The sequence below is a fragment of the Bacillus sp. VA13 genome (assembly GCF_055710085.1).
In genome coordinates this window covers 615378-632034 of the sequence record NZ_JBVQPP010000001.1, presented here as the reverse complement: position 1 = coordinate 632034, position 16657 = coordinate 615378, and the positions used below count along the sequence as shown (strand labels likewise).

Below are 16657 nucleotides of genomic sequence, written 5' to 3'. Positions count from 1 at the left end.
CTTTTATCGTGATTTGTTTTCAAAAGTAAAAACGCCATAAAAATTCTTATGGCGTCTGTCGAACAGGGAGGTGCTTATACCAAACTAGATTGGAACACCCTCTGGATAACCACCAAAGAAAGAAGCTCCAACAATGATTAACAAAATGAATAGCACTACGATCAAAGCGAAGGAGCTGCCATAACCGTTTGAGTAACCGTTATTTCCGTTAGAGTATCCACCGAAGAATCCCATATTTCCACCTCCTTTAGGGAGATAGAACATGATATGCGGAACGATATATTTCGACATGGATTTAAGTCTATATAAGAAAAAATGAAGTTTTTGTCTAAAATTCAGCTCAATTGATAAGAAAGGGATGATCAAATGACAAATACATGGTTCATCAGTGATCCGCACTTTGGCCATAAGAATATCATCAAATATGATGGTGATAAACGACCATTTAAAGATATTGAACATATGGACAATGTGATTATTGAGAATTTCAATAAAACGGTTAGCGAAGGGGATACAGTCTTTTGGCTTGGAGATATGTTTTTCTGTAATTCAAAAAGAATTGAGTACATAGTGAGTCGGTTAAAGAAAACTAGAAACATACTTATTAGAGGAAATCATGACAAAGGAATTTCAGATACAAAGTTTAGAAGACTTGGTTTTGATCCACATAGGATGTATCTCTATGAGGATTACATCCTTACTCATGAACCAATTTCTCAGGTGAATATGAACAGATTAATTGAGGAATATCAACTTTGCTGTAATGTACATGGGCATACACACAGAGAGGAAACTGGTCTCGAAAAACTAAGTCATGTTTGTGTAAGTGTTGAAAATACCGACTTTAAACCAGTTACGATGGATTGGATTAACTCGAAAAGGTGGGAAGGGGCAAGAAATCCGTATTGGAAATAGAAAATAATTTCCCGGGCAAGCGCAGTATACGACAAATCAAAACAAATAACGAGGAGAGATTAATATGGACAAAGAAAAGTGGGTAGTTGAGGTCTATGCAGGAAAAGAATTCGCTGGAAAGATGACTGGCGTAGATGGAAAAGTAGCAGTATTTGATCAACGAGAACAAGCAATTAATGAGGCACAAAAGTTTAAAGCAAAAGGTACTTTGGGTATCTGGTGTAAAGTCGTTCAGCATGTGGAGGAGCAAGTTGCAGCTAGTCATTAACGTTCTTGAAATCGTAGGTCTTTTGTTGATTGGAATAGTAACACTAGATATATATGGAACTAAAAAGGGAATAAAACCTCAAATCGCTTTAGTATTATTAGTTCTAGCTGTTTTAGCTGGGTTGTCATTCTTAATCAGTTTAGTTTTATTAATTATCAATATTATCTAAATAAAATTCAATTTTTACATAGACTTATAAGGAGGTGAATAAGTGGGACGCCATAAAGCAACGATTGAAGGATTGGTTATGATAGATAGTTATTACTCACACCGTGCCCTAGGTACAGAGAGGTGGATTACTCAGCCGGTATGTAAGATAACTCGTACTGAACCAATCTTCGAGGGCTATATAGATATTGAGCCTATAGAAATTGGAGGTAAAGTTTATATCCCTGGACTTAATGAATATGTCATAGTGACTGACAGGCAGCGAAACATACATAACGAGTGGACATATCAAACTGACAGAGTGGTTAAGACAATTATAGATGAAAAAAGCTTGAAGGAATGCGAAGAACACAATAATAAGAAAGCAAAAAACAATGATACTCAAAATCAAAGACAGATAAAAACTTCCTGGTGGAAGAGGCTAACTAAAAAAGACTAAAGGAGAGATATTTATTGAATAAGGATACAAAAGATATTTGGAGCGGATTCTTTATGGGGTCAGGTTCGTTAATTGTAGTTGGATTACTTATTTTTGTTGAAGCATTGACTATGTCACTAGTTGTTTATTACGGATTGAATCATGTGTTAAATCCATTGCTTATTGATACATACAACATTCAAAATGTCCATGTAACTTTACCTCATGCATTTGTTATTGGCGTTTTACTCAATGTATTTGTCAAAGGTGTAAAACGGTCAGATCAAGAAAAAGATGAGAACATTTTTAAGAAAGCCGGTAAGTCTTTACTTCATTCAGCTTTCGCATTGATTGTTCTGTATGTTAGCACATTGTTTATCTAAGGAGGAACTCAAGATGAGTAATGATAATGCTGCAAAGATTATTTTCAAAAAGAAATCAACTGGTGAAATAGTCGGCGAAATGAAAGTTACAACTTTACCTGCTGACACCATTTTGCAAAACGACAATAAGTCTAAATAAAATTTTAAGCCAAATTTTCAAAAGGAGAGTTAGATATGATCTTAAAAGAAATTGCTGTATATGAAGAAACACTGAATAAACATTTACCAAATGAAACAAGAATGGTTCTTCATTACAAAAATGTAGAGGCAACTGAAAACGAAGATAAAATCACAGTAAGGATTAGTAATGATTTATTGGTTTATAAATGGGTTGAACTAGGCGGTGTATCTAAGGGCACTTATAAAATGAAAATGACTAGTCTAGAGGATGAAACAAGCGAAGTTAATGTGAAAATCGAAAGAATTCAAATGAACTCAGACAGAGATTTGGCGGTGGAAATAGAATTTAATGTACTCAATCCATTCCAGAGCGTTGTGGGTGTACCTGGTATTCATTCGTTCTCCATAAAAGGATGATTTTAAAGAGTTAAGGAGAGGAGTAACAATAAGGTGTATATCGCAAATGAAGGCAAATTAATTAATCCAAAAATCAGTGAAGTTATCAAGGTATTACAGGAGCAACTTGATTTTTATGGGGATACTCCTTTTAGGTGCACAATTACTGGAGAAGATACTGGAAATGAGATTCAAGTGAACTTTTATGAGGATGCTTTATTGTTTCACTTGGAAGAAGTTTAAATAAGGAGCAATCGAATGGATACATACGAAGTGGTTGGTTGCCGGTTTAGACATTATAAAGGTGGTCTATATAAGGGTATTGGAGAGGTAATTCATACTGAGACAGAAGAGAAACTTGTTACATATGAAGATATGGATGGCATTCTGTGGGCAAGGCCTAAAGACATGTTCTTTGGAACAGTTGTTGTTGATGGAAAAGAGATAAAAAGGTTCACAAAAATAAATTAGGAGTTGATGTAATAACATGAAATTTTTTGAGGTATGTGACCCATATTATGCATTAATTAAAGCTAATACAAAGGAAAAAGCATTGAAGCTATATACAGAAGAAGTTGCGGACGATGACGGGAACTTAAGAGATGAGATCAAAGAAGTTGGTATGTTGTACGCAGCAGTTAAACACAGTCGAACAGTAACCGAGGATCAAGAACTGTCCCCAATATCAGACGTTCTCGAAGAACTTCAAAGTAATGAAGAAAGAGTTTTGATTATGGACGGAAGTTTACTTTAAAAAATAAATCAAAAGGATGATGAAAATGAATAAAAAATACGGACTTTTTTGCATGGGAACACTTGTTAATACTTATGATGATGCAATTGAGGCTCATAATGATGCTGTCTATGCTCAAGAAGAAAGCGGAGTACCACATGAAGTAAGAGAAATTCAATAAAAGAAGAGGAGGATATTATATGATTCCGGGATTTTATAAAGATCAGAAGCTTCACCTTTTAGAAGATCCTATGCAGCAATACACTGTCATGAAAGTAGAAGAAAATGCTGTATGTGTTTACCGGTGGATCGATGATTATAGACACAAGATTGAGAGATTCACAGATGTTGAAGGGGCTAAAAAGCTTCTTGGCGAAGGATGGCCAAACAAAAAATCTTGATAAAATCACAGCTTTATTCAAAATAAAAACAAATAATAAGGAGATGTAAAATGGGGGCAGCTAGACAGCTATACGTAAAGCGTAATGATCTGGTGACTATGGAAGAAGCAAAAGAAAATAAGAAGATACATATGCAAAATGGTGAGTCATTTACAGTATTTAAGGGAGAACTTATTGCAACTGACTTAGAAGGACACCAAATGGTTATTCCTCAAAGCCAAAAGGATAACTATATCCCTGTTGAATTAGAGGAGTTGTCTCCATATGAGGCTCAAATGGCCAAAGGTTATGCTGAGATGGGAGCTATTAATAATGAAATAGCTGAAGCATATTACCATGTTGAAAATGAAGCTGAATCTGCAACTACAAGATTAATTACAGGAGCATATAACGATTAGTGATCATTACATATGAGAGTAAAACTGGCAATGCAAGAAGGTTTGTAAAAGCGTTGCAACAAGAGCTAGACATTGAGGCAATTGAAATAACTGATGATACGATCATCACTCAAGAGTTCATACATATTACATTTACGATAGGCTTTGGGGAAGTACCTGAAAGGACTTTGAATTTTATCAAAAAGAATAAAAATAAAATTAGAGGAGTTGTTGTTAGTGGTAACAAGGTTTGGGGTGATAACTATGGTTTAGCTGGAGACAAGCTTTCAGCAAAGTTCCACATTCCATTGTTATTAAAGTTTGAACTTAGTGGAACGAAACAAGAATTACAGAAGCTCATTCAGGAGGTACAACTTATTGACAAACACAATACCAAAGTGGATCAAGCTCAATAATGAGTTCATGATTCAGAAAGATGGGAAGTATCAATTCGAAAAGGATAAGGAGGCCGTACATAGTTACTTTGTTGATTACATAAATCAAAACACAGTCTTTTTCCATGATTTAAAAGAGAAGCTGGATTATCTGATTAAAAATGATTATTACGAAGAAGAATTCTTAGATCAATACACATTTGAACAGATTAAATCAATTTATAAGATTGCTTACAGTTACAAATTTAGATTCCCATCTTTTATGAGCGCGTTTAAGTTCTACAATGACTACGCATTGAAGACAAACGATAAAACAAAGATCCTGGAAAGGTATGAGGATCGTGTCTCAATTGTGGCTTTATATTGCGCTGATGGTGATTATGAGAAAGCTGTTGAGGAAGTACATACTATGATGAAACAAGAGTATCAGCCGGCAACACCTACTTTCCTTAATGCTGGACGTAAGCGAAGAGGTGAAATGGTGAGCTGCTTCTTACTTGAAGTAGGCGACAGTTTGAATGATATTTCACGTGCTATTGATATCTCCATGCAGCTTTCTAAGCTAGGTGGAGGAGTAGCATTAAATCTAAACAAACTAAGAGCCAAAGGTGAAGCGATTAAAGACGTAGAGAATGCGACTAAAGGTGTCGTAGGTGTTATGAAGCTATTGGATAATGCTTTTAGATATGCAGATCAGATGGGACAAAGACAAGGATCAGGAGCAGTTTATCTAAGTGTATTCCATCCAGACATAACAGACTTCCTGGATACCAAAAAAATAAGTGCTGATGAAGATGTCAGAGTTAAAACACTGTCTATTGGTGTAGTTGTTCCTGATAAATTTATTGAACTTGCAAGGGAAGACAAGGATTATTACAAGTTCTATCCGCATTCAGTATACAAGGAATATGGGCAGTATCTTGATGAGATGGATATTAATGAAATGTATGATGAGCTTGTTGAAAACCCTAGGGTTAGAAAAGCTAAAGGGAATACTCGAAAGCTGTTAGAGCAATTGGCCATTCTAAGAAGCGAATCAGGCTATCCGTATATTATGTTCGCTGACAATGTAAATAAAGTGCATCCAAATGAACATATTTCAAAAGTGAAGTTTTCAAATTTGTGTTCTGAAGTCCTCCAATCATCACAAGTATCAGTGTATACGGATTACGATAAAGAGGATGAAATTGGTTTAGATATCTCCTGCAATCTTGGCTCAATGAACATTGTAAATGTAATGAGTAATCAATCAATTGCTTCAACAGTACGAATAGCAATTGACTCATTGACAACTGTCACAAGGAAAACAAACATTGTAAATGCTCCAGCAGTTGCGAGAGCAAATACACTAATGAGATCAATTGGTCTAGGGCAGATGAACCTCCATGGATTTCTAGCTCAAAATAATATTGCTTATGAAAGTGAAGAAGCTAAGGATTTTGCAAATACATACTTTATGATGGTTAACTTCTACTCACTGCAGCGTTCTATGGAAATTGCACGAGAAACAGGGGAGAAATACTACAAGTTTGATGGTTCAACTTATAAATCAGGTGAGTATTTCGAAAAGTACGTAACAAATGATTATAGCCCTCAGTTTGAAAAGGTTAAAAAGCTATTTGGAGATCAACATATTCCTAACATTGAAGATTGGACGAAACTTAAAGAAGATGTAATGAAATATGGCTTATACCATTCGTATAGGCAGGCTATTGCACCTACGGGAAGCATCTCATATGTTCAATCATCTACAGCAGGTGTAATGCCAATTATGGAGAGAATTGAGGAACGTACATACGGAAACAGTAAGACATATTATCCGATGCCAGGTTTATCGGCTCAGAATTGGTTCTTCTACAAAGAAGCATACGACATGGATATGTTTAAGGTAGTTGATCTTATTGCAACAATTCAGCAGCACGTTGACCAAGGAATTTCATTTACATTGTTCTTAAAGGATACGATGACAACAAGAGATTTGAACCGAATTGATCTCTATGCTCATCATCGAGGAATTAAGACTTTGTACTATGCGAGAACAAAAGATACAGGGCAGGAAGGGTGTCTGTCTTGTGTAGTTTAAATTAAATAGTAAAGGAGTCGGCACTCTGTAATGCTGCCTGACTCCTGGGTTCTAAATTATAGTCCTCTTGCTTTAACAAATGCTTGGATATCTTCACCATCTTTATTTGTTACACGGACTTTATAAGTACCTTCTATATCTTTTACGTAAAAGGTTGTTTCTTTGAACTTTCCTGGTTTCACTGTAATACCGTCTGCTATTCTCTTGCCGTCAGGGTTCGTAATTCTGTACTCAAAAGGGTAGTCTCCATCATTTGCAATGTAAACTCTTATTTTGTCGTCTTCACTTCCAAAATAATCGAAATATAAGTTTCCTGCAGCTGTAAAATAACCAGTTTCACAAATTAAAGTGCCACGGTCACATCTAGGATCTTCTAAAGGATTTATGACTTTCACAGGATTTTGAATCGACTTCGCTGAAACAGCAGTACTACCAATAGTAGGTATTAGACCTAAAACTAAAGCACCAGCAATAAATTTCTTTTTCATTTTTTATTCCTCCCTTAATAGTGAATATGTTGCATTATAAAATTTACAACATTTATAAAATATTACCTTCTTTTTACAGGTGTGATGAGGGAGGAAAAAATATTTAGGAGGTCACATTTTTGTCACAACTCAACAAAAACAAGCTGTATACTGCAGCAAACTGGTCAAAGCATGAAGACGATTTTACCCAAATGTTCTATAACCAAAACGTGAAACAGTTCTGGCTTCCGGAAGAGATTGCTTTAAACGGCGATCTCCTCACATGGAAGTACCTCGGAAAAAATGAGCAGGACACTTATATGAAGGTACTGGCCGGACTTACGCTTCTTGATACAGAGCAGGGGAATACGGGGATGCCTATAATTGCTGAACATGTAGATGGACATCAAAGAAAGGCAGTTTTAAATTTCATGGCCATGATGGAAAATGCTGTTCATGCAAAGTCTTACAGCAACATCTTTCTAACATTGGCTCCAACCGAGCAGATCAATGAAGTCTTTGAATGGGTGAAAAACAATAGGTTTCTTCAAAAGAAAGCTAGAACAATTGTTTCAGTCTATAAATCAATCAAGAAAAACGATGAAATTTCTTTATTTAAAGGAATGGTTGCATCTGTGTTCCTGGAGAGTTTTCTTTTCTACTCAGGGTTTTATTATCCACTTTACTTTTACGGACAAGGGAAGCTCATGCAAAGTGGTGAAATTGTAAATTTAATTATCCGTGACGAGGCGATACACGGCGTTTACATCGGTCTATTAGCTCAAGAGATTTATAAGAAGCAAACGCCACAGAAGCAAAAAGAACTGTATGCATGGGCTTTAAACTTACTGCAGGAACTTTACGAAAATGAATTGGAGTATACAGAAGATGTCTATGATCAGGTTGGATTAGCTCCAGATGTAAAGAAATTCATCAGATACAACGCAAATAAAGCTTTAAACAATCTGGGCTTTGATCATTGGTTTGAAGAAGAGGATGTTAATCCAATTGTTATCAATGGTTTGAGCACTAAGACTAAATCCCATGACTTCTTTTCAACTAAAGGGAATGGATACAAAAAAGCAACAGTGGAGCCTTTAAAGGATTCAGATTTCATTTTTACCGAGAAAGGATGTATTCAATGAGATTAATTAAATTAGAGCAGCCTAATTGCAATCCATGTAAAATGGTGTCCAATTACTTAGAACAAGTAAATATTCAATTTGAGACTGTTGACGTTACACAGGAACCAGAAGTAGCAGCAAGATTTGGTGTCATGGGAGTACCGGTAACCATTCTGCTGAGTGATCAGGGAGAAGAAGTAAACCGAAGTGTTGGTTTTAAGCCTAATGAACTTGATGAGTTACTAAAGGAATTACGATAAAAGGGTAATTTTAAACAAACTTAATTAGAAGGAGCTATTTATGTATTTCATTGAGACTCAGGAAGGATTAATTGGTAAAGAAGTTGCTTATGTTTGGGCAAATCAGTTTTGTGAGCAAACAGCAATTATTACTAAAGATGGGGGCGTGTTTATGGCTTGTCAACAAACTGACTGGGATGATACCTATGAGACAAGAATTTTATACGCACATGAAGCAAAGAAAATCTTACACCCTCTGAAAAGAGAATTACATGAAAAAGGTGTGATCGATGAAACAGAGTGGGAAGAGTATGAGAATGAGCTAAAAAAGAAGCAAGATGCTGAAAGAGAAAAGTATCTCAAAGAGAAAGAAGAAAATGATCGTAAACTATATGAAGAGTTAAGGGCAAAGTTCGAACATTAATGAGTTGTTTGTTTAACTGAAGAAGACCAAAAAGAACGTACATACATTAAAAATAAAAGGAGCTAATACATAATGCAAATTAAAATCAAGTATCTAGATGAAACCCAAACAAGAATCAGCAAAATTGAGCAGGGAGACTGGATTGATCTTCGGGCAGCTGAAGATGTAGCGATCAAAAAAGATGAATTTAAACTTGTTCCATTAGGAGTGGCCATGGAATTGCCTGAAGGTTACGAAGCGCATGTCGTTCCTCGTTCAAGTACATATAAAAACTTTGGTGTTATTCAAACAAATTCAATGGGTGTTATCGATGAGTCATACAAAGGAGACAATGATTTTTGGTTCTTTCCTGCTTATGCATTGCGTGATACTGAAATTAAGAAGGGTGATCGTATCTGTCAGTTTAGAATCATGAAGAAAATGCCGGCAGTTGAGTTAATTGAAGTTGAGCAGTTAGGGAACGAAGATAGAGGAGGGCACGGATCAACTGGGACTAAGTAAGTAATGTACTTGGCTGTGTACACAATAAGATCTTAAATATAGCTTGTTGTTGAATATCACAGCCAAGTTATCAAATTAGTTAGGTTCTACAATCGAATTGATATCTACAAATTCGTGATAAAGCTCGTCTTTAATATAGCCTGTGTAATCTCTGTTTTGAAAGTCGTATCCAAGTATATTTAAGGGTTCCCCATATTTGCTTGAACCGGAAAAACCATGTGAACCAGCTTCTGTGTAAAAAATAATTTTAGAGGGTTCGTTCTTAGAGAAAAGAGAGATAAAGTTCTGAGCAATTCCTTTTAAACCTTTAGAATCATCTTTCGTAATTTTATCGATTTCAGCAACTATTTCATTAACAGAGTTTGCAGCACCAGTGCTACGATACGACATATCATCGTAGATATGGAGAATTTTTTTCTCGAGTTCATAAACATATTTAAATCGACTTTTTTGTTCGTAACCTGCTTCGTAGATATAGCCTTCAATGGTACTTTCATAATCATGTCTAGTAACTTTCATTTATTAACCACCTTTGTATGAATTTTTATAATAATTAAATTATATCAAATGATTGAGACTTAATGGTAATAAAAACCCTTGATTTTTAGATAAAAGAATACTTTTATTTAATATCTAAGGAGGAAAGAGATCATTAACAGCAAAGAAAGAGCTTTACAAGCAAAATATGACGACATGCTTTATAGAAATGGTCTTTGCTTTGGGTTTCTTCAGTTACAAGGACTTGAAGATGAATTTATTGAGCATATGAGACAAGTTGCTGAGTACGAGAAAGACCTGAGATACAAAAGGGCAGCGGCTAACTTCATTAAGATACATGACCAAAATAAAATAGGCGGGTGATTAATTGTTAAAGGATAAAAATAAAATAATAAAGAGTATTGAAAAGATCAATAAACTTGAAGAAGGGTTGGCACTATTTGAAGAAGGTGACGAAGAGTATTTAAGTGTATTAGTGAAAATACAGGGGCTATATGATGAAATTGCAGATACTGCTTTAGAGCGTTTTAAAGAGATGACAACAAAAATCAGGAAAACTGGTCAGAAACGAATTGAAAAGGGGATTGATCAGTTGCCCCATACAATTGGAGAAAGTGTTGCTGGTCAAATAAATCAAATTAAGGGATATGTGTAAAACGCTAAGTCATGACACAGTAAACTAAATGTGAGGAGGCATAACCTCCTCATAAACTTATTTTCTAACAATGCCGTTAAATAATTACTTACATTATTCTTTATGATTATATTCAATAATATCCACAAGGTTATTGAATCTTGATGAAGGATGGTATGGATGTTTACCCTTTTGTGTACAGCAGCCCCGATTAGTCTCAAAAGAGTAAACCTTCCCAAATTTTCGAAGGAATTTTAGCATCCTTTTAACATCTTCTTCATAAGTTAACTGGTTAAAACCATTAGGATAGCCTCCCCAAGCAACTATGTTTTTAGTCTTACAGCTAATATGTTTTTTCATTTCTTCATAATTATCGTCTATAAATTCGTTGTAATAATCACTTTCTAATGAAGCGAACATATATACTAAATCAGTTGAATCTGTCAAATAAAAAGGGTATAAATTGTAAATATCCAATCTCCCAATTTCATATTTATTATTTTCATAAAAGAAATTAACAATCTTGTTAATAGTGTAATCTGATTTTGTTTTTGTTGCTTTACTAGGATTCAGACAAGTAATTGAGGCTGTTTGTGTATATTCATTTTGCAAATCAATACTGTAGCGGTTTCTTATCTTTATCCCATTTTTGAATTTTTCGTCACTGTCCACTTCTAACAAAAGCTCGATACCTTTTGACTTAATCGGAAATTTCACTTTCAATTGACACACTCTTTTCATTAAAATTATTAGGAGGTCTAAAATGACTCAATTTGATAAACAATACAATTCAATTATAAAGGAAATTATAAAAAATGGAATCTCAGACGAAGAATTCCAAGTAAGAACAAAGTGGGACTCAGATGGAACACCTGCTCATACAATAAGCGTGATTAGTAAGCAAATGAGATTCGACAACTCAGAGGTTCCGATACTAACGACAAAAAAAGTTGCCTGGAAAACAGCCATTAAAGAATTGCTCTGGATTTGGCAGCTTAAATCTAACGATGTTACTGAATTAAACAAGATGGGCGTACATATTTGGGATCAATGGAAACAAGAAGATGGCACCATTGGACATGCATATGGATTCCAGCTGAGCAAGAAAAACAGAAATCTAAATGGAGAAAAGGTAGATCAGGTTGATTATCTTCTGCATCAATTGAAGAACAACCCATCTTCACGGAGACACATAACAATGCTTTGGAATCCTGATGAATTAGACTCAATGGCCTTAACACCATGTGTATACGAGACGCAATGGTATGTTAAACAAGGAAGACTCCATCTGGAGGTAAGAGCACGGAGCAATGATATGGCTCTGGGGAATCCCTTCAATGTATTTCAGTACAATGTTTTGCAGCGCATGATTGCTCAAGTGACTTGTTATGAGCTTGGTGAATATATCTTTAACATTGGTGATTGCCATGTGTACACACGTCATATAGACAATTTGAAAATTCAAATGGAAAGAGAACAGTTTGAAGCACCTGAATTATGGATCAATCCTGAAGTAAAAGATTTTTATGACTTTACCATTGATGATTTCAAGTTAATCAACTATAAACATGGGGACAGGCTTTCCTTTGAGGTAGCGGTTTAATGTGTGTACACACGTTTGTATTCTGTAATAACGAATCGTTGGAGCCAATAGAACTATTTGCACAGCTTTAAATTTCAAATCAATTAACTTTAACAAATTTTTCATGTGTAACCTTGATATTCTAATAATATAAGATTATAATAAAATAGCATTACAGGTAATGAGTGGGTATCCTGATGGATAATCCAACCCTCTCTAAAGGGTGAAGTGTTTTGGAGATCACAATTAAAATCTCAAGTGAGACACTAGTGAAAATTCTAGCAACTCTTGCGGCAATGAACTTCTTCCTCTAAGGGAGAAGTTTTTTGCTATATAATGACGTACTTGAGGTGGAACAATTGGCTGATTTAAGTACAATAGCTTTACAATATTTTGCATTACGTTTAACTACTTTAAAGAATTTATATGAGTTCCAAGAAGAGCATAATGCTGAAGCTGTAAAAGCGGGTGAAAAATGGATTGAAGATACAATACAAAATTTAAGTGTTGAAGATAAGGAAGAATTCTACAATGCTCATTTTGATGAGCATCATGAATATTCTAGTATTCACCCACAACTAATCAGAGAAGGAATATTCCTTCAAGCTTATTTTAATTTTGAATCGTGTTTAAATAATTATTGCAACTTAAAAAAGACAGGGTTAAATTTAAAAAAGTCGTATCATGATTTAGATGGGTCTGGTATAAAAAGGGCAATGATTTTTCTAAGAAATTATTGTGAAATTACCGAGCCTTTCACTTCTGATGAGTGGAAACGGATTAAAACTTTTAATTATTTAAGAAATTCACTTGTTCACCATAATGGTTATATTGAGGATTTGTGGAAAATACCAGATGGAGTTGTAATTACTAAATATGAGGGATCTGATAAACAAACATTCACCTTTGGTGAAACGTTCATCAATCACATGTTCGATACCTATATAGGTTTTATTAACCGTTTAGACTCTAAGGCTATTTATTCTATTTGAAAGAGAAATTTCTGCTGGAAGTCTCTCTTTTTTTGAATAACCAAGAAAAAACATTCTGATTATTCCTTAAGTCATTTTGCTTTGTTGATTGCAGTATAGGTACACCGTTTAACAATCCCTACAGAAAGTAAATGGCGGATGCGCTAGGAGACTTTTATACAATTTAAAAAATAGTCATGATATGCTTATTAGGATAAAATAGGTATTGAAGCCTTATTTTATTTGAAAGGAAGAAATCAATGCCAAAGAGTGTGACACTATATAACTTATTAATTTCCTGTCCTTCTGATGTAAAAGAGGAATTAAAAATCATTAATGAAGCAGTAGATGATTTTAACAGGATGTTTGGACATGCAAATAACGCCACTATTAATACTAAACATTGGAGCAAGGATTCTTACCCGCAATCTGGCGGAAGACCACAAGAATTACTAAATCAACAGTTCGTGTTAGATTGTGATGCTGCTGTAGCAGTTTTCTGGACAAGGTTTGGTACACCTACAGACAGCTATGGCTCAGGAACTGAAGAAGAAATAGAAGAACTTATTAAAAGTGACAAACAAGTATTTCTATATTTTTGTGAAAAACCCATTAATCCTTCAGAGATTGATTTTGAGCAATATCAAAAAATCCAACAGTTCAAAGAGAGATATGGGAAATCTAATATTTATGACACTTTCACAAGCACTGAAGATTTTAAAAAGAAATTCCTTAACCATTTGTCTCTGCATTTTTTAAAACAATTTGAAAAAGGTGGTGAAAAAGCTACGAAAACACGGAGTGATTTGTCTATTAAAGGTGTTTGTAATGGAGGAATAACTGAAAAACCATATGCAATAGAAACTGATTTTTCAAATTCTAACTTTATGTTAAGCATTAAGAAAGAGATTATCAGTAAAATAGACAAAATACAAAAAATGGATAAATTCAATATTCCCGTTGGCCAAAAAGAAATTCCTAACTCAATACAAACTGCATTTTTTAAAATAGAGAGAATAACAATTAATGATTCTGTAAAAAAAACCATTAATAACTTTTGTGCACATGAGAACATAACTATAGAAGATATGGATTTCTATAATGTTGGACATCTTGAAAAACAACAAAATCCTCTTGGTGCGATAACTTTAGGATCATCCAGAACACCATCATATCATTTAGTAGGTAAAGATGAAGAGAAGGAAAAATACACACTGCTTAAGGAATTACATTCACAGATTAATCTTTATAATGAATGGATGAATTACTTCAATGAACTGGATCAAAAATGTGTGCTTAATTTATGTCTTTCTAATACCGGAACACAATATGATGAAGATATAGATGTGAAATTATTTTTTGAAGAAGGTTTATTAATTAAAAAAGAAGAGTTGCCAATGCCAGGAGCCAACATACTTAAGCATTATGATGATTTACATTACGTAGATGTTATTTTCAAATCTGAAAAATCAGTATCCATTCAAGAGTATGATGGTTATCAAAAAACTTCATATACTCCTCGATTCGATTGGTCGGATTATGATGATCATAAGGAGGAGTATATAGAGGCACTAGAAGAACTGTTTGTTTACGAATACTATAATGAAGATGGTTTTGATATTATCAGATTTAAACAAAATTATCTTAAACATAACACTAATGTTTATCTGCCTTCGGTGTTATACTTTAATGCTGCACCAAATGTATTGCGATATGAAATTTCATCTAAATACTCAGAAATCATTTTTGAGGGAGAATTAGAAATAGAACACTAGTATCACCGTTCAATTAGAACGGTGTCTTCTTTTTAAAAAGCTAAAACTGTACGTAGGATTATTAATTTCTTTAAAATATAACTTTTATTCATTTTCAAAACGCTTTTTCATTAACAAAATAATAAAGCAGGCTGCTCAACTTCCATATGCTATGCTAAAAAAAGAACAAGTCTACACAAGACATAAAGAATAAAAGTAAAATACTATAGACGTATGTGGTGTAAGGTGTTAAGATAGAGACAAGTTAAACAGCTTGTCCTTTTATACATTTAGAATAAAAATAAAATTACTATACAACTAATATTTTATTCAAACTTTAAGGAGGTGATTTATTGGAGAGGGGAAATAAAACACATAACGCATATGAAAAGATAGCAGCCTTGAAGAAAAAGAAATACAAATTTGAAACAATGCAACTTGAAACACAGAGGAAATTGTTAAGACTTGAAACACAGCAAAACAAAGAGAAACTAGAAATTCTTTTCGAACTTGGTGAAATCCTAAACCAGATAGTAAATGAAGAATGGGTAAGCTCAACTATTGCGACTAAAATTATTAACAGGAATAGAAAAGCATATCGGGATCTATTTTTGTTTAGGGAAAATAAAGCATACATAAATAAGGAAAAATTCAAAGAGTTAAATGATCAATTTATTCATCTGACGCAAAAATTAAATGATATCTAAGGAGTTGGCGAATTGGAAAATAAATTGCTGATTAATAATGCGAATACGGTATTTGAAAAGAAGGACGATAAATATTTCGGTTATAAATCTCGTTTTGGAGATATCGTTATTGGCGGAGCATATTCTTATAGATTCGTAGTTCACTATGCAAAAACGAATCAAGACGTTGTTATTGTACCTGGCGATGTAAATACGGTAACGACTCCGGTTTGTACGACGCTAGAGGAACGTTTATGGAAGCCAGAGAAAAGCGTCCAAGCCCGCCGTGATGAAATCGTTGAGCAGGCGAAGGCGGATATCGAAGTTTTAAAATCGCCGGGAAGAATGGTGAACGGAAATACTTCGGATTACAAAGTCGATCTCTTTGGTGCGAATGCGGAGTTCATAGTAAATCGAGAAAAGCGGACAGTAGTCGCCTTATTAAAGGGAGCTTATAGCGGTACGGTCGTCTTAGCGCGGGGCATCGCCAAAGCCGCCCCTGACGACTGCTTCAACGTTCATATCGGTAAAGCAATCGCGCTAAGACGTGCGCTAAGCCTGGCGGTGCCGGACGAATACTTGAACGCGCCGCAGACGACTGAGGTTCGGGTGGGCGATTTTATATCGGATGATAGCGGGGTTCACAAAGCACTAGTTATTGAAGACGACAGTTGGCCGCCTTTTTCCGGTGGTGCAGCAATATACTTGAAAGATGCGCGTAAATACGGCTATAAAATCATCGACGACTCACGCGAAGAGGCGGGCGGTGAGTGACGTATCATAGACGCCTGAAGACGACGGTGTTTAAAAAGTATAGCGGATATGATTGGACTTACGACGGAATGTTTGAAAAAACAAGAGTGAAAGGCAGTGATAAAAGAAAACGATCGAAACATGAGCGAACAATCCGAAAAGTTATGGATAAAAAAGAAATTAGTTATTACTTTTAAATTAATATAAAATCTGTATTTTATTTAGATTAAGGCACAAAAAAATGAAGAGGTCGAACCTCTTCATCAAGCAGTTTTCTTCTTGGGTTCCCAACTGCAGCCTAAAACTGAATTAATAATCCCAGCTGTTAAGAATCCCAAAAAAACACCTAAGTAATGATTTATATTCA

Annotated in this window: 31 protein-coding genes; 27 read left to right on the top strand and 4 right to left on the bottom strand. The window is 34.7% G+C overall.

Annotation, left to right across the window (positions count from 1 at the left end; all coding sequences use genetic code 11):
• Window positions 1-84: 84 nt before the first annotated feature.
• Window positions 85-234 carry a YjcZ family sporulation protein gene (locus tag AC0C66_RS02905; RefSeq protein ID WP_071579003.1) on the bottom strand — a complete coding sequence of 50 codons (150 nt, stop codon included), beginning with the start codon at window positions 232-234 and terminating at the stop codon, window positions 85-87.
• Window positions 235-366: 132 nt separating this feature from the next.
• On the opposite strand from AC0C66_RS02905, the gene AC0C66_RS02900 reads away from it, so the two are divergent.
• From AC0C66_RS02900 to nrdE, 15 genes are all read left to right on the top strand, one after another.
• Entirely contained in the window at window positions 367-915 is a 549-nt protein-coding gene (locus tag AC0C66_RS02900) for a metallophosphoesterase (RefSeq protein ID WP_437388301.1), read from the top strand.
• Window positions 916-979: 64 nt separating this feature from the next.
• A complete protein-coding gene (locus AC0C66_RS02895; RefSeq protein WP_109962711.1) occupies window positions 980-1183 on the top strand; it encodes a hypothetical protein in 204 nt (67 codons plus the stop codon).
• The gene (locus AC0C66_RS02890) at window positions 1167-1352 is read left to right on the top strand and encodes a hypothetical protein (RefSeq protein WP_109962710.1); all 186 of its coding nucleotides are present in this window, start codon (window positions 1167-1169) and stop codon (window positions 1350-1352) included. Before AC0C66_RS02895 ends, AC0C66_RS02890 begins: the two co-directional genes overlap by 17 nt.
• 42 nt (window positions 1353-1394) lie before the next feature.
• Window positions 1395-1790, top strand: a complete 396-nt coding sequence (locus tag AC0C66_RS02885) for a hypothetical protein (RefSeq protein ID WP_437388300.1) — start codon at window positions 1395-1397, stop codon at window positions 1788-1790.
• 14 nt (window positions 1791-1804) lie between these two features.
• Window positions 1805-2152, top strand: a complete 348-nt coding sequence (locus AC0C66_RS02880) for a hypothetical protein (protein WP_437388299.1) — start codon at window positions 1805-1807, stop codon at window positions 2150-2152.
• Window positions 2153-2165: 13 nt separating this feature from the next.
• On the top strand, window positions 2166-2291 hold the full coding sequence (locus tag AC0C66_RS02875) for a hypothetical protein (RefSeq protein WP_219144940.1): 126 nt from the start codon (window positions 2166-2168) through the stop codon (window positions 2289-2291).
• A 35-nt stretch (window positions 2292-2326) separates the two neighbouring features.
• Window positions 2327-2689 (top strand): hypothetical protein, encoded by a 363-nt coding sequence (locus AC0C66_RS02870; RefSeq protein ID WP_004399442.1) that lies wholly within the window; start codon window positions 2327-2329, stop codon window positions 2687-2689.
• Between the two features lie 33 nt (window positions 2690-2722).
• Complete coding sequence (locus AC0C66_RS02865) at window positions 2723-2911, top strand: hypothetical protein (RefSeq protein ID WP_326225489.1); 189 nt, start codon at window positions 2723-2725, stop codon at window positions 2909-2911.
• 15 nt (window positions 2912-2926) lie between these two features.
• Window positions 2927-3139, top strand: coding sequence for a DUF1653 domain-containing protein (locus tag AC0C66_RS02860; RefSeq protein ID WP_061891149.1), 213 nt, complete (start codon window positions 2927-2929; stop codon window positions 3137-3139).
• Window positions 3140-3155: 16 nt separating this feature from the next.
• Complete coding sequence (locus tag AC0C66_RS02855) at window positions 3156-3422, top strand: hypothetical protein (RefSeq protein ID WP_166851988.1); 267 nt, start codon at window positions 3156-3158, stop codon at window positions 3420-3422.
• Between the two features lie 25 nt (window positions 3423-3447).
• Window positions 3448-3582: a hypothetical protein gene (locus AC0C66_RS02850; RefSeq protein WP_114168545.1), complete on the top strand. Its 135-nt coding sequence runs from the start codon at window positions 3448-3450 to the stop codon at window positions 3580-3582.
• Between the two features lie 19 nt (window positions 3583-3601).
• Window positions 3602-3802: a hypothetical protein gene (locus tag AC0C66_RS02845; protein ID WP_061573833.1), complete on the top strand. Its 201-nt coding sequence runs from the start codon at window positions 3602-3604 to the stop codon at window positions 3800-3802.
• A 50-nt stretch (window positions 3803-3852) separates the two neighbouring features.
• Window positions 3853-4200, top strand: a complete 348-nt coding sequence (locus AC0C66_RS02840) for a hypothetical protein (RefSeq protein WP_437388298.1) — start codon at window positions 3853-3855, stop codon at window positions 4198-4200.
• Window positions 4200-4595 (top strand): class Ib ribonucleoside-diphosphate reductase assembly flavoprotein NrdI, encoded by a 396-nt coding sequence (gene nrdI / locus AC0C66_RS02835; RefSeq protein WP_437388297.1) that lies wholly within the window; start codon window positions 4200-4202, stop codon window positions 4593-4595. Before AC0C66_RS02840 ends, nrdI begins: the two co-directional genes overlap by 1 nt.
• Complete coding sequence (nrdE, locus tag AC0C66_RS02830; RefSeq protein ID WP_437388296.1) at window positions 4558-6657, top strand: class 1b ribonucleoside-diphosphate reductase subunit alpha; 2100 nt, start codon at window positions 4558-4560, stop codon at window positions 6655-6657. The genes nrdI and nrdE overlap by 38 nt, the downstream gene beginning before the upstream one ends.
• Before the next feature lie 56 nt (window positions 6658-6713).
• On the opposite strand, the gene AC0C66_RS02825 is transcribed toward nrdE, so the two are convergent.
• Window positions 6714-7145, bottom strand: a complete 432-nt coding sequence (locus AC0C66_RS02825) for a hypothetical protein (protein ID WP_019712228.1) — start codon at window positions 7143-7145, stop codon at window positions 6714-6716.
• Between the two features lie 119 nt (window positions 7146-7264).
• Between AC0C66_RS02825 and nrdF the strand changes: the two genes are divergently transcribed.
• The 4 genes from nrdF (at window position 7265) to dutA (ending at window position 9412) form a co-directional block, all read left to right on the top strand.
• Window positions 7265-8269 (top strand): class 1b ribonucleoside-diphosphate reductase subunit beta, encoded by a 1005-nt coding sequence (nrdF, locus tag AC0C66_RS02820; protein WP_326145004.1) that lies wholly within the window; start codon window positions 7265-7267, stop codon window positions 8267-8269.
• On the top strand, window positions 8266-8508 hold the full coding sequence (locus AC0C66_RS02815; RefSeq protein WP_004399328.1) for a thioredoxin family protein: 243 nt from the start codon (window positions 8266-8268) through the stop codon (window positions 8506-8508). The genes nrdF and AC0C66_RS02815 overlap by 4 nt, the downstream gene beginning before the upstream one ends.
• A gap of 40 nt (window positions 8509-8548) precedes the next feature.
• The gene (locus tag AC0C66_RS02810; RefSeq protein WP_437388294.1) at window positions 8549-8911 is read left to right on the top strand and encodes a hypothetical protein; all 363 of its coding nucleotides are present in this window, start codon (window positions 8549-8551) and stop codon (window positions 8909-8911) included.
• A gap of 72 nt (window positions 8912-8983) precedes the next feature.
• Window positions 8984-9412, top strand: a complete 429-nt coding sequence (gene dutA / locus AC0C66_RS02805) for a dUTP diphosphatase DutA (RefSeq protein WP_165634530.1) — start codon at window positions 8984-8986, stop codon at window positions 9410-9412.
• A 75-nt stretch (window positions 9413-9487) separates the two neighbouring features.
• Here the strand turns inward: dutA and AC0C66_RS02800 are convergent, their stop codons facing one another.
• Window positions 9488-9931 carry a hypothetical protein gene (locus tag AC0C66_RS02800; RefSeq protein WP_153256812.1) on the bottom strand — a complete coding sequence of 148 codons (444 nt, stop codon included), beginning with the start codon at window positions 9929-9931 and terminating at the stop codon, window positions 9488-9490.
• A 174-nt stretch (window positions 9932-10105) separates the two neighbouring features.
• Here AC0C66_RS02800 and AC0C66_RS02795 point away from each other — a divergent pair, with 174 nt between their 5' ends.
• Complete coding sequence (locus AC0C66_RS02795) at window positions 10106-10273, top strand: hypothetical protein (protein ID WP_153256811.1); 168 nt, start codon at window positions 10106-10108, stop codon at window positions 10271-10273.
• A 4-nt stretch (window positions 10274-10277) separates the two neighbouring features.
• Window positions 10278-10565, top strand: coding sequence for a hypothetical protein (locus AC0C66_RS02790; RefSeq protein ID WP_153256810.1), 288 nt, complete (start codon window positions 10278-10280; stop codon window positions 10563-10565).
• A gap of 93 nt (window positions 10566-10658) precedes the next feature.
• Here the strand turns inward: AC0C66_RS02790 and AC0C66_RS02785 are convergent, their stop codons facing one another.
• Window positions 10659-11261 (bottom strand): DUF1643 domain-containing protein, encoded by a 603-nt coding sequence (locus AC0C66_RS02785; protein ID WP_250620414.1) that lies wholly within the window; start codon window positions 11259-11261, stop codon window positions 10659-10661.
• A 46-nt stretch (window positions 11262-11307) separates the two neighbouring features.
• Between AC0C66_RS02785 and AC0C66_RS02780 the strand changes: the two genes are divergently transcribed.
• From AC0C66_RS02780 to AC0C66_RS02755, 6 genes are all read left to right on the top strand, one after another.
• Complete coding sequence (locus AC0C66_RS02780; protein ID WP_437388293.1) at window positions 11308-12147, top strand: thymidylate synthase; 840 nt, start codon at window positions 11308-11310, stop codon at window positions 12145-12147.
• 338 nt (window positions 12148-12485) lie between these two features.
• On the top strand, window positions 12486-13118 hold the full coding sequence (locus AC0C66_RS02775; RefSeq protein ID WP_437388292.1) for a hypothetical protein: 633 nt from the start codon (window positions 12486-12488) through the stop codon (window positions 13116-13118).
• Between the two features lie 239 nt (window positions 13119-13357).
• Window positions 13358-14872, top strand: coding sequence for a hypothetical protein (locus tag AC0C66_RS02770; RefSeq protein WP_194270506.1), 1515 nt, complete (start codon window positions 13358-13360; stop codon window positions 14870-14872).
• A gap of 332 nt (window positions 14873-15204) precedes the next feature.
• Window positions 15205-15558: a hypothetical protein gene (locus AC0C66_RS02765; RefSeq protein ID WP_437388291.1), complete on the top strand. Its 354-nt coding sequence runs from the start codon at window positions 15205-15207 to the stop codon at window positions 15556-15558.
• A 12-nt stretch (window positions 15559-15570) separates the two neighbouring features.
• Window positions 15571-16311 carry a hypothetical protein gene (locus tag AC0C66_RS02760; RefSeq protein WP_437388290.1) on the top strand — a complete coding sequence of 247 codons (741 nt, stop codon included), beginning with the start codon at window positions 15571-15573 and terminating at the stop codon, window positions 16309-16311.
• Window positions 16308-16487, top strand: coding sequence for a hypothetical protein (locus AC0C66_RS02755; RefSeq protein ID WP_068947577.1), 180 nt, complete (start codon window positions 16308-16310; stop codon window positions 16485-16487). The genes AC0C66_RS02760 and AC0C66_RS02755 overlap by 4 nt, the downstream gene beginning before the upstream one ends.
• The last annotated feature ends 170 nt before the right edge of the window (window positions 16488-16657 follow it).

What these genes read in the sequence shown, in the direction of transcription:
- AC0C66_RS02905 (WP_071579003.1), bottom strand. Translation starts at nt 234, where the DNA reads ATGGGATTCTTCGGTGGATACTCTAACGGAAATAACGGTTACTCAAAC.
- AC0C66_RS02900 (WP_437388301.1), top strand. Translation starts at nt 367, where the DNA reads ATGACAAATACATGGTTCATCAGTGATCCGCACTTTGGCCATAAGAAT.
- AC0C66_RS02895 (WP_109962711.1), top strand. Translation starts at nt 980, where the DNA reads ATGGACAAAGAAAAGTGGGTAGTTGAGGTCTATGCAGGAAAAGAATTC.
- AC0C66_RS02875 (WP_219144940.1), top strand. Translation starts at nt 2,166, where the DNA reads ATGAGTAATGATAATGCTGCAAAGATTATTTTCAAAAAGAAATCAACT.
- AC0C66_RS02870 (WP_004399442.1), top strand. Translation starts at nt 2,327, where the DNA reads ATGATCTTAAAAGAAATTGCTGTATATGAAGAAACACTGAATAAACAT.
- AC0C66_RS02860 (WP_061891149.1), top strand. Translation starts at nt 2,927, where the DNA reads ATGGATACATACGAAGTGGTTGGTTGCCGGTTTAGACATTATAAAGGT.
- AC0C66_RS02855 (WP_166851988.1), top strand. Translation starts at nt 3,156, where the DNA reads ATGAAATTTTTTGAGGTATGTGACCCATATTATGCATTAATTAAAGCT.
- AC0C66_RS02850 (WP_114168545.1), top strand. Translation starts at nt 3,448, where the DNA reads ATGAATAAAAAATACGGACTTTTTTGCATGGGAACACTTGTTAATACT.
- AC0C66_RS02845 (WP_061573833.1), top strand. Translation starts at nt 3,602, where the DNA reads ATGATTCCGGGATTTTATAAAGATCAGAAGCTTCACCTTTTAGAAGAT.
- AC0C66_RS02840 (WP_437388298.1), top strand. Translation starts at nt 3,853, where the DNA reads ATGGGGGCAGCTAGACAGCTATACGTAAAGCGTAATGATCTGGTGACT.
- AC0C66_RS02825 (WP_019712228.1), bottom strand. Translation starts at nt 7,145, where the DNA reads ATGAAAAAGAAATTTATTGCTGGTGCTTTAGTTTTAGGTCTAATACCT.
- AC0C66_RS02815 (WP_004399328.1), top strand. Translation starts at nt 8,266, where the DNA reads ATGAGATTAATTAAATTAGAGCAGCCTAATTGCAATCCATGTAAAATG.
- AC0C66_RS02810 (WP_437388294.1), top strand. Translation starts at nt 8,549, where the DNA reads ATGTATTTCATTGAGACTCAGGAAGGATTAATTGGTAAAGAAGTTGCT.
- dutA (WP_165634530.1), top strand. Translation starts at nt 8,984, where the DNA reads ATGCAAATTAAAATCAAGTATCTAGATGAAACCCAAACAAGAATCAGC.
- AC0C66_RS02800 (WP_153256812.1), bottom strand. Translation starts at nt 9,931, where the DNA reads ATGAAAGTTACTAGACATGATTATGAAAGTACCATTGAAGGCTATATC.
- AC0C66_RS02795 (WP_153256811.1), top strand. Translation starts at nt 10,106, where the DNA reads ATGCTTTATAGAAATGGTCTTTGCTTTGGGTTTCTTCAGTTACAAGGA.
- AC0C66_RS02780 (WP_437388293.1), top strand. Translation starts at nt 11,308, where the DNA reads ATGACTCAATTTGATAAACAATACAATTCAATTATAAAGGAAATTATA.
- AC0C66_RS02770 (WP_194270506.1), top strand. Translation starts at nt 13,358, where the DNA reads ATGCCAAAGAGTGTGACACTATATAACTTATTAATTTCCTGTCCTTCT.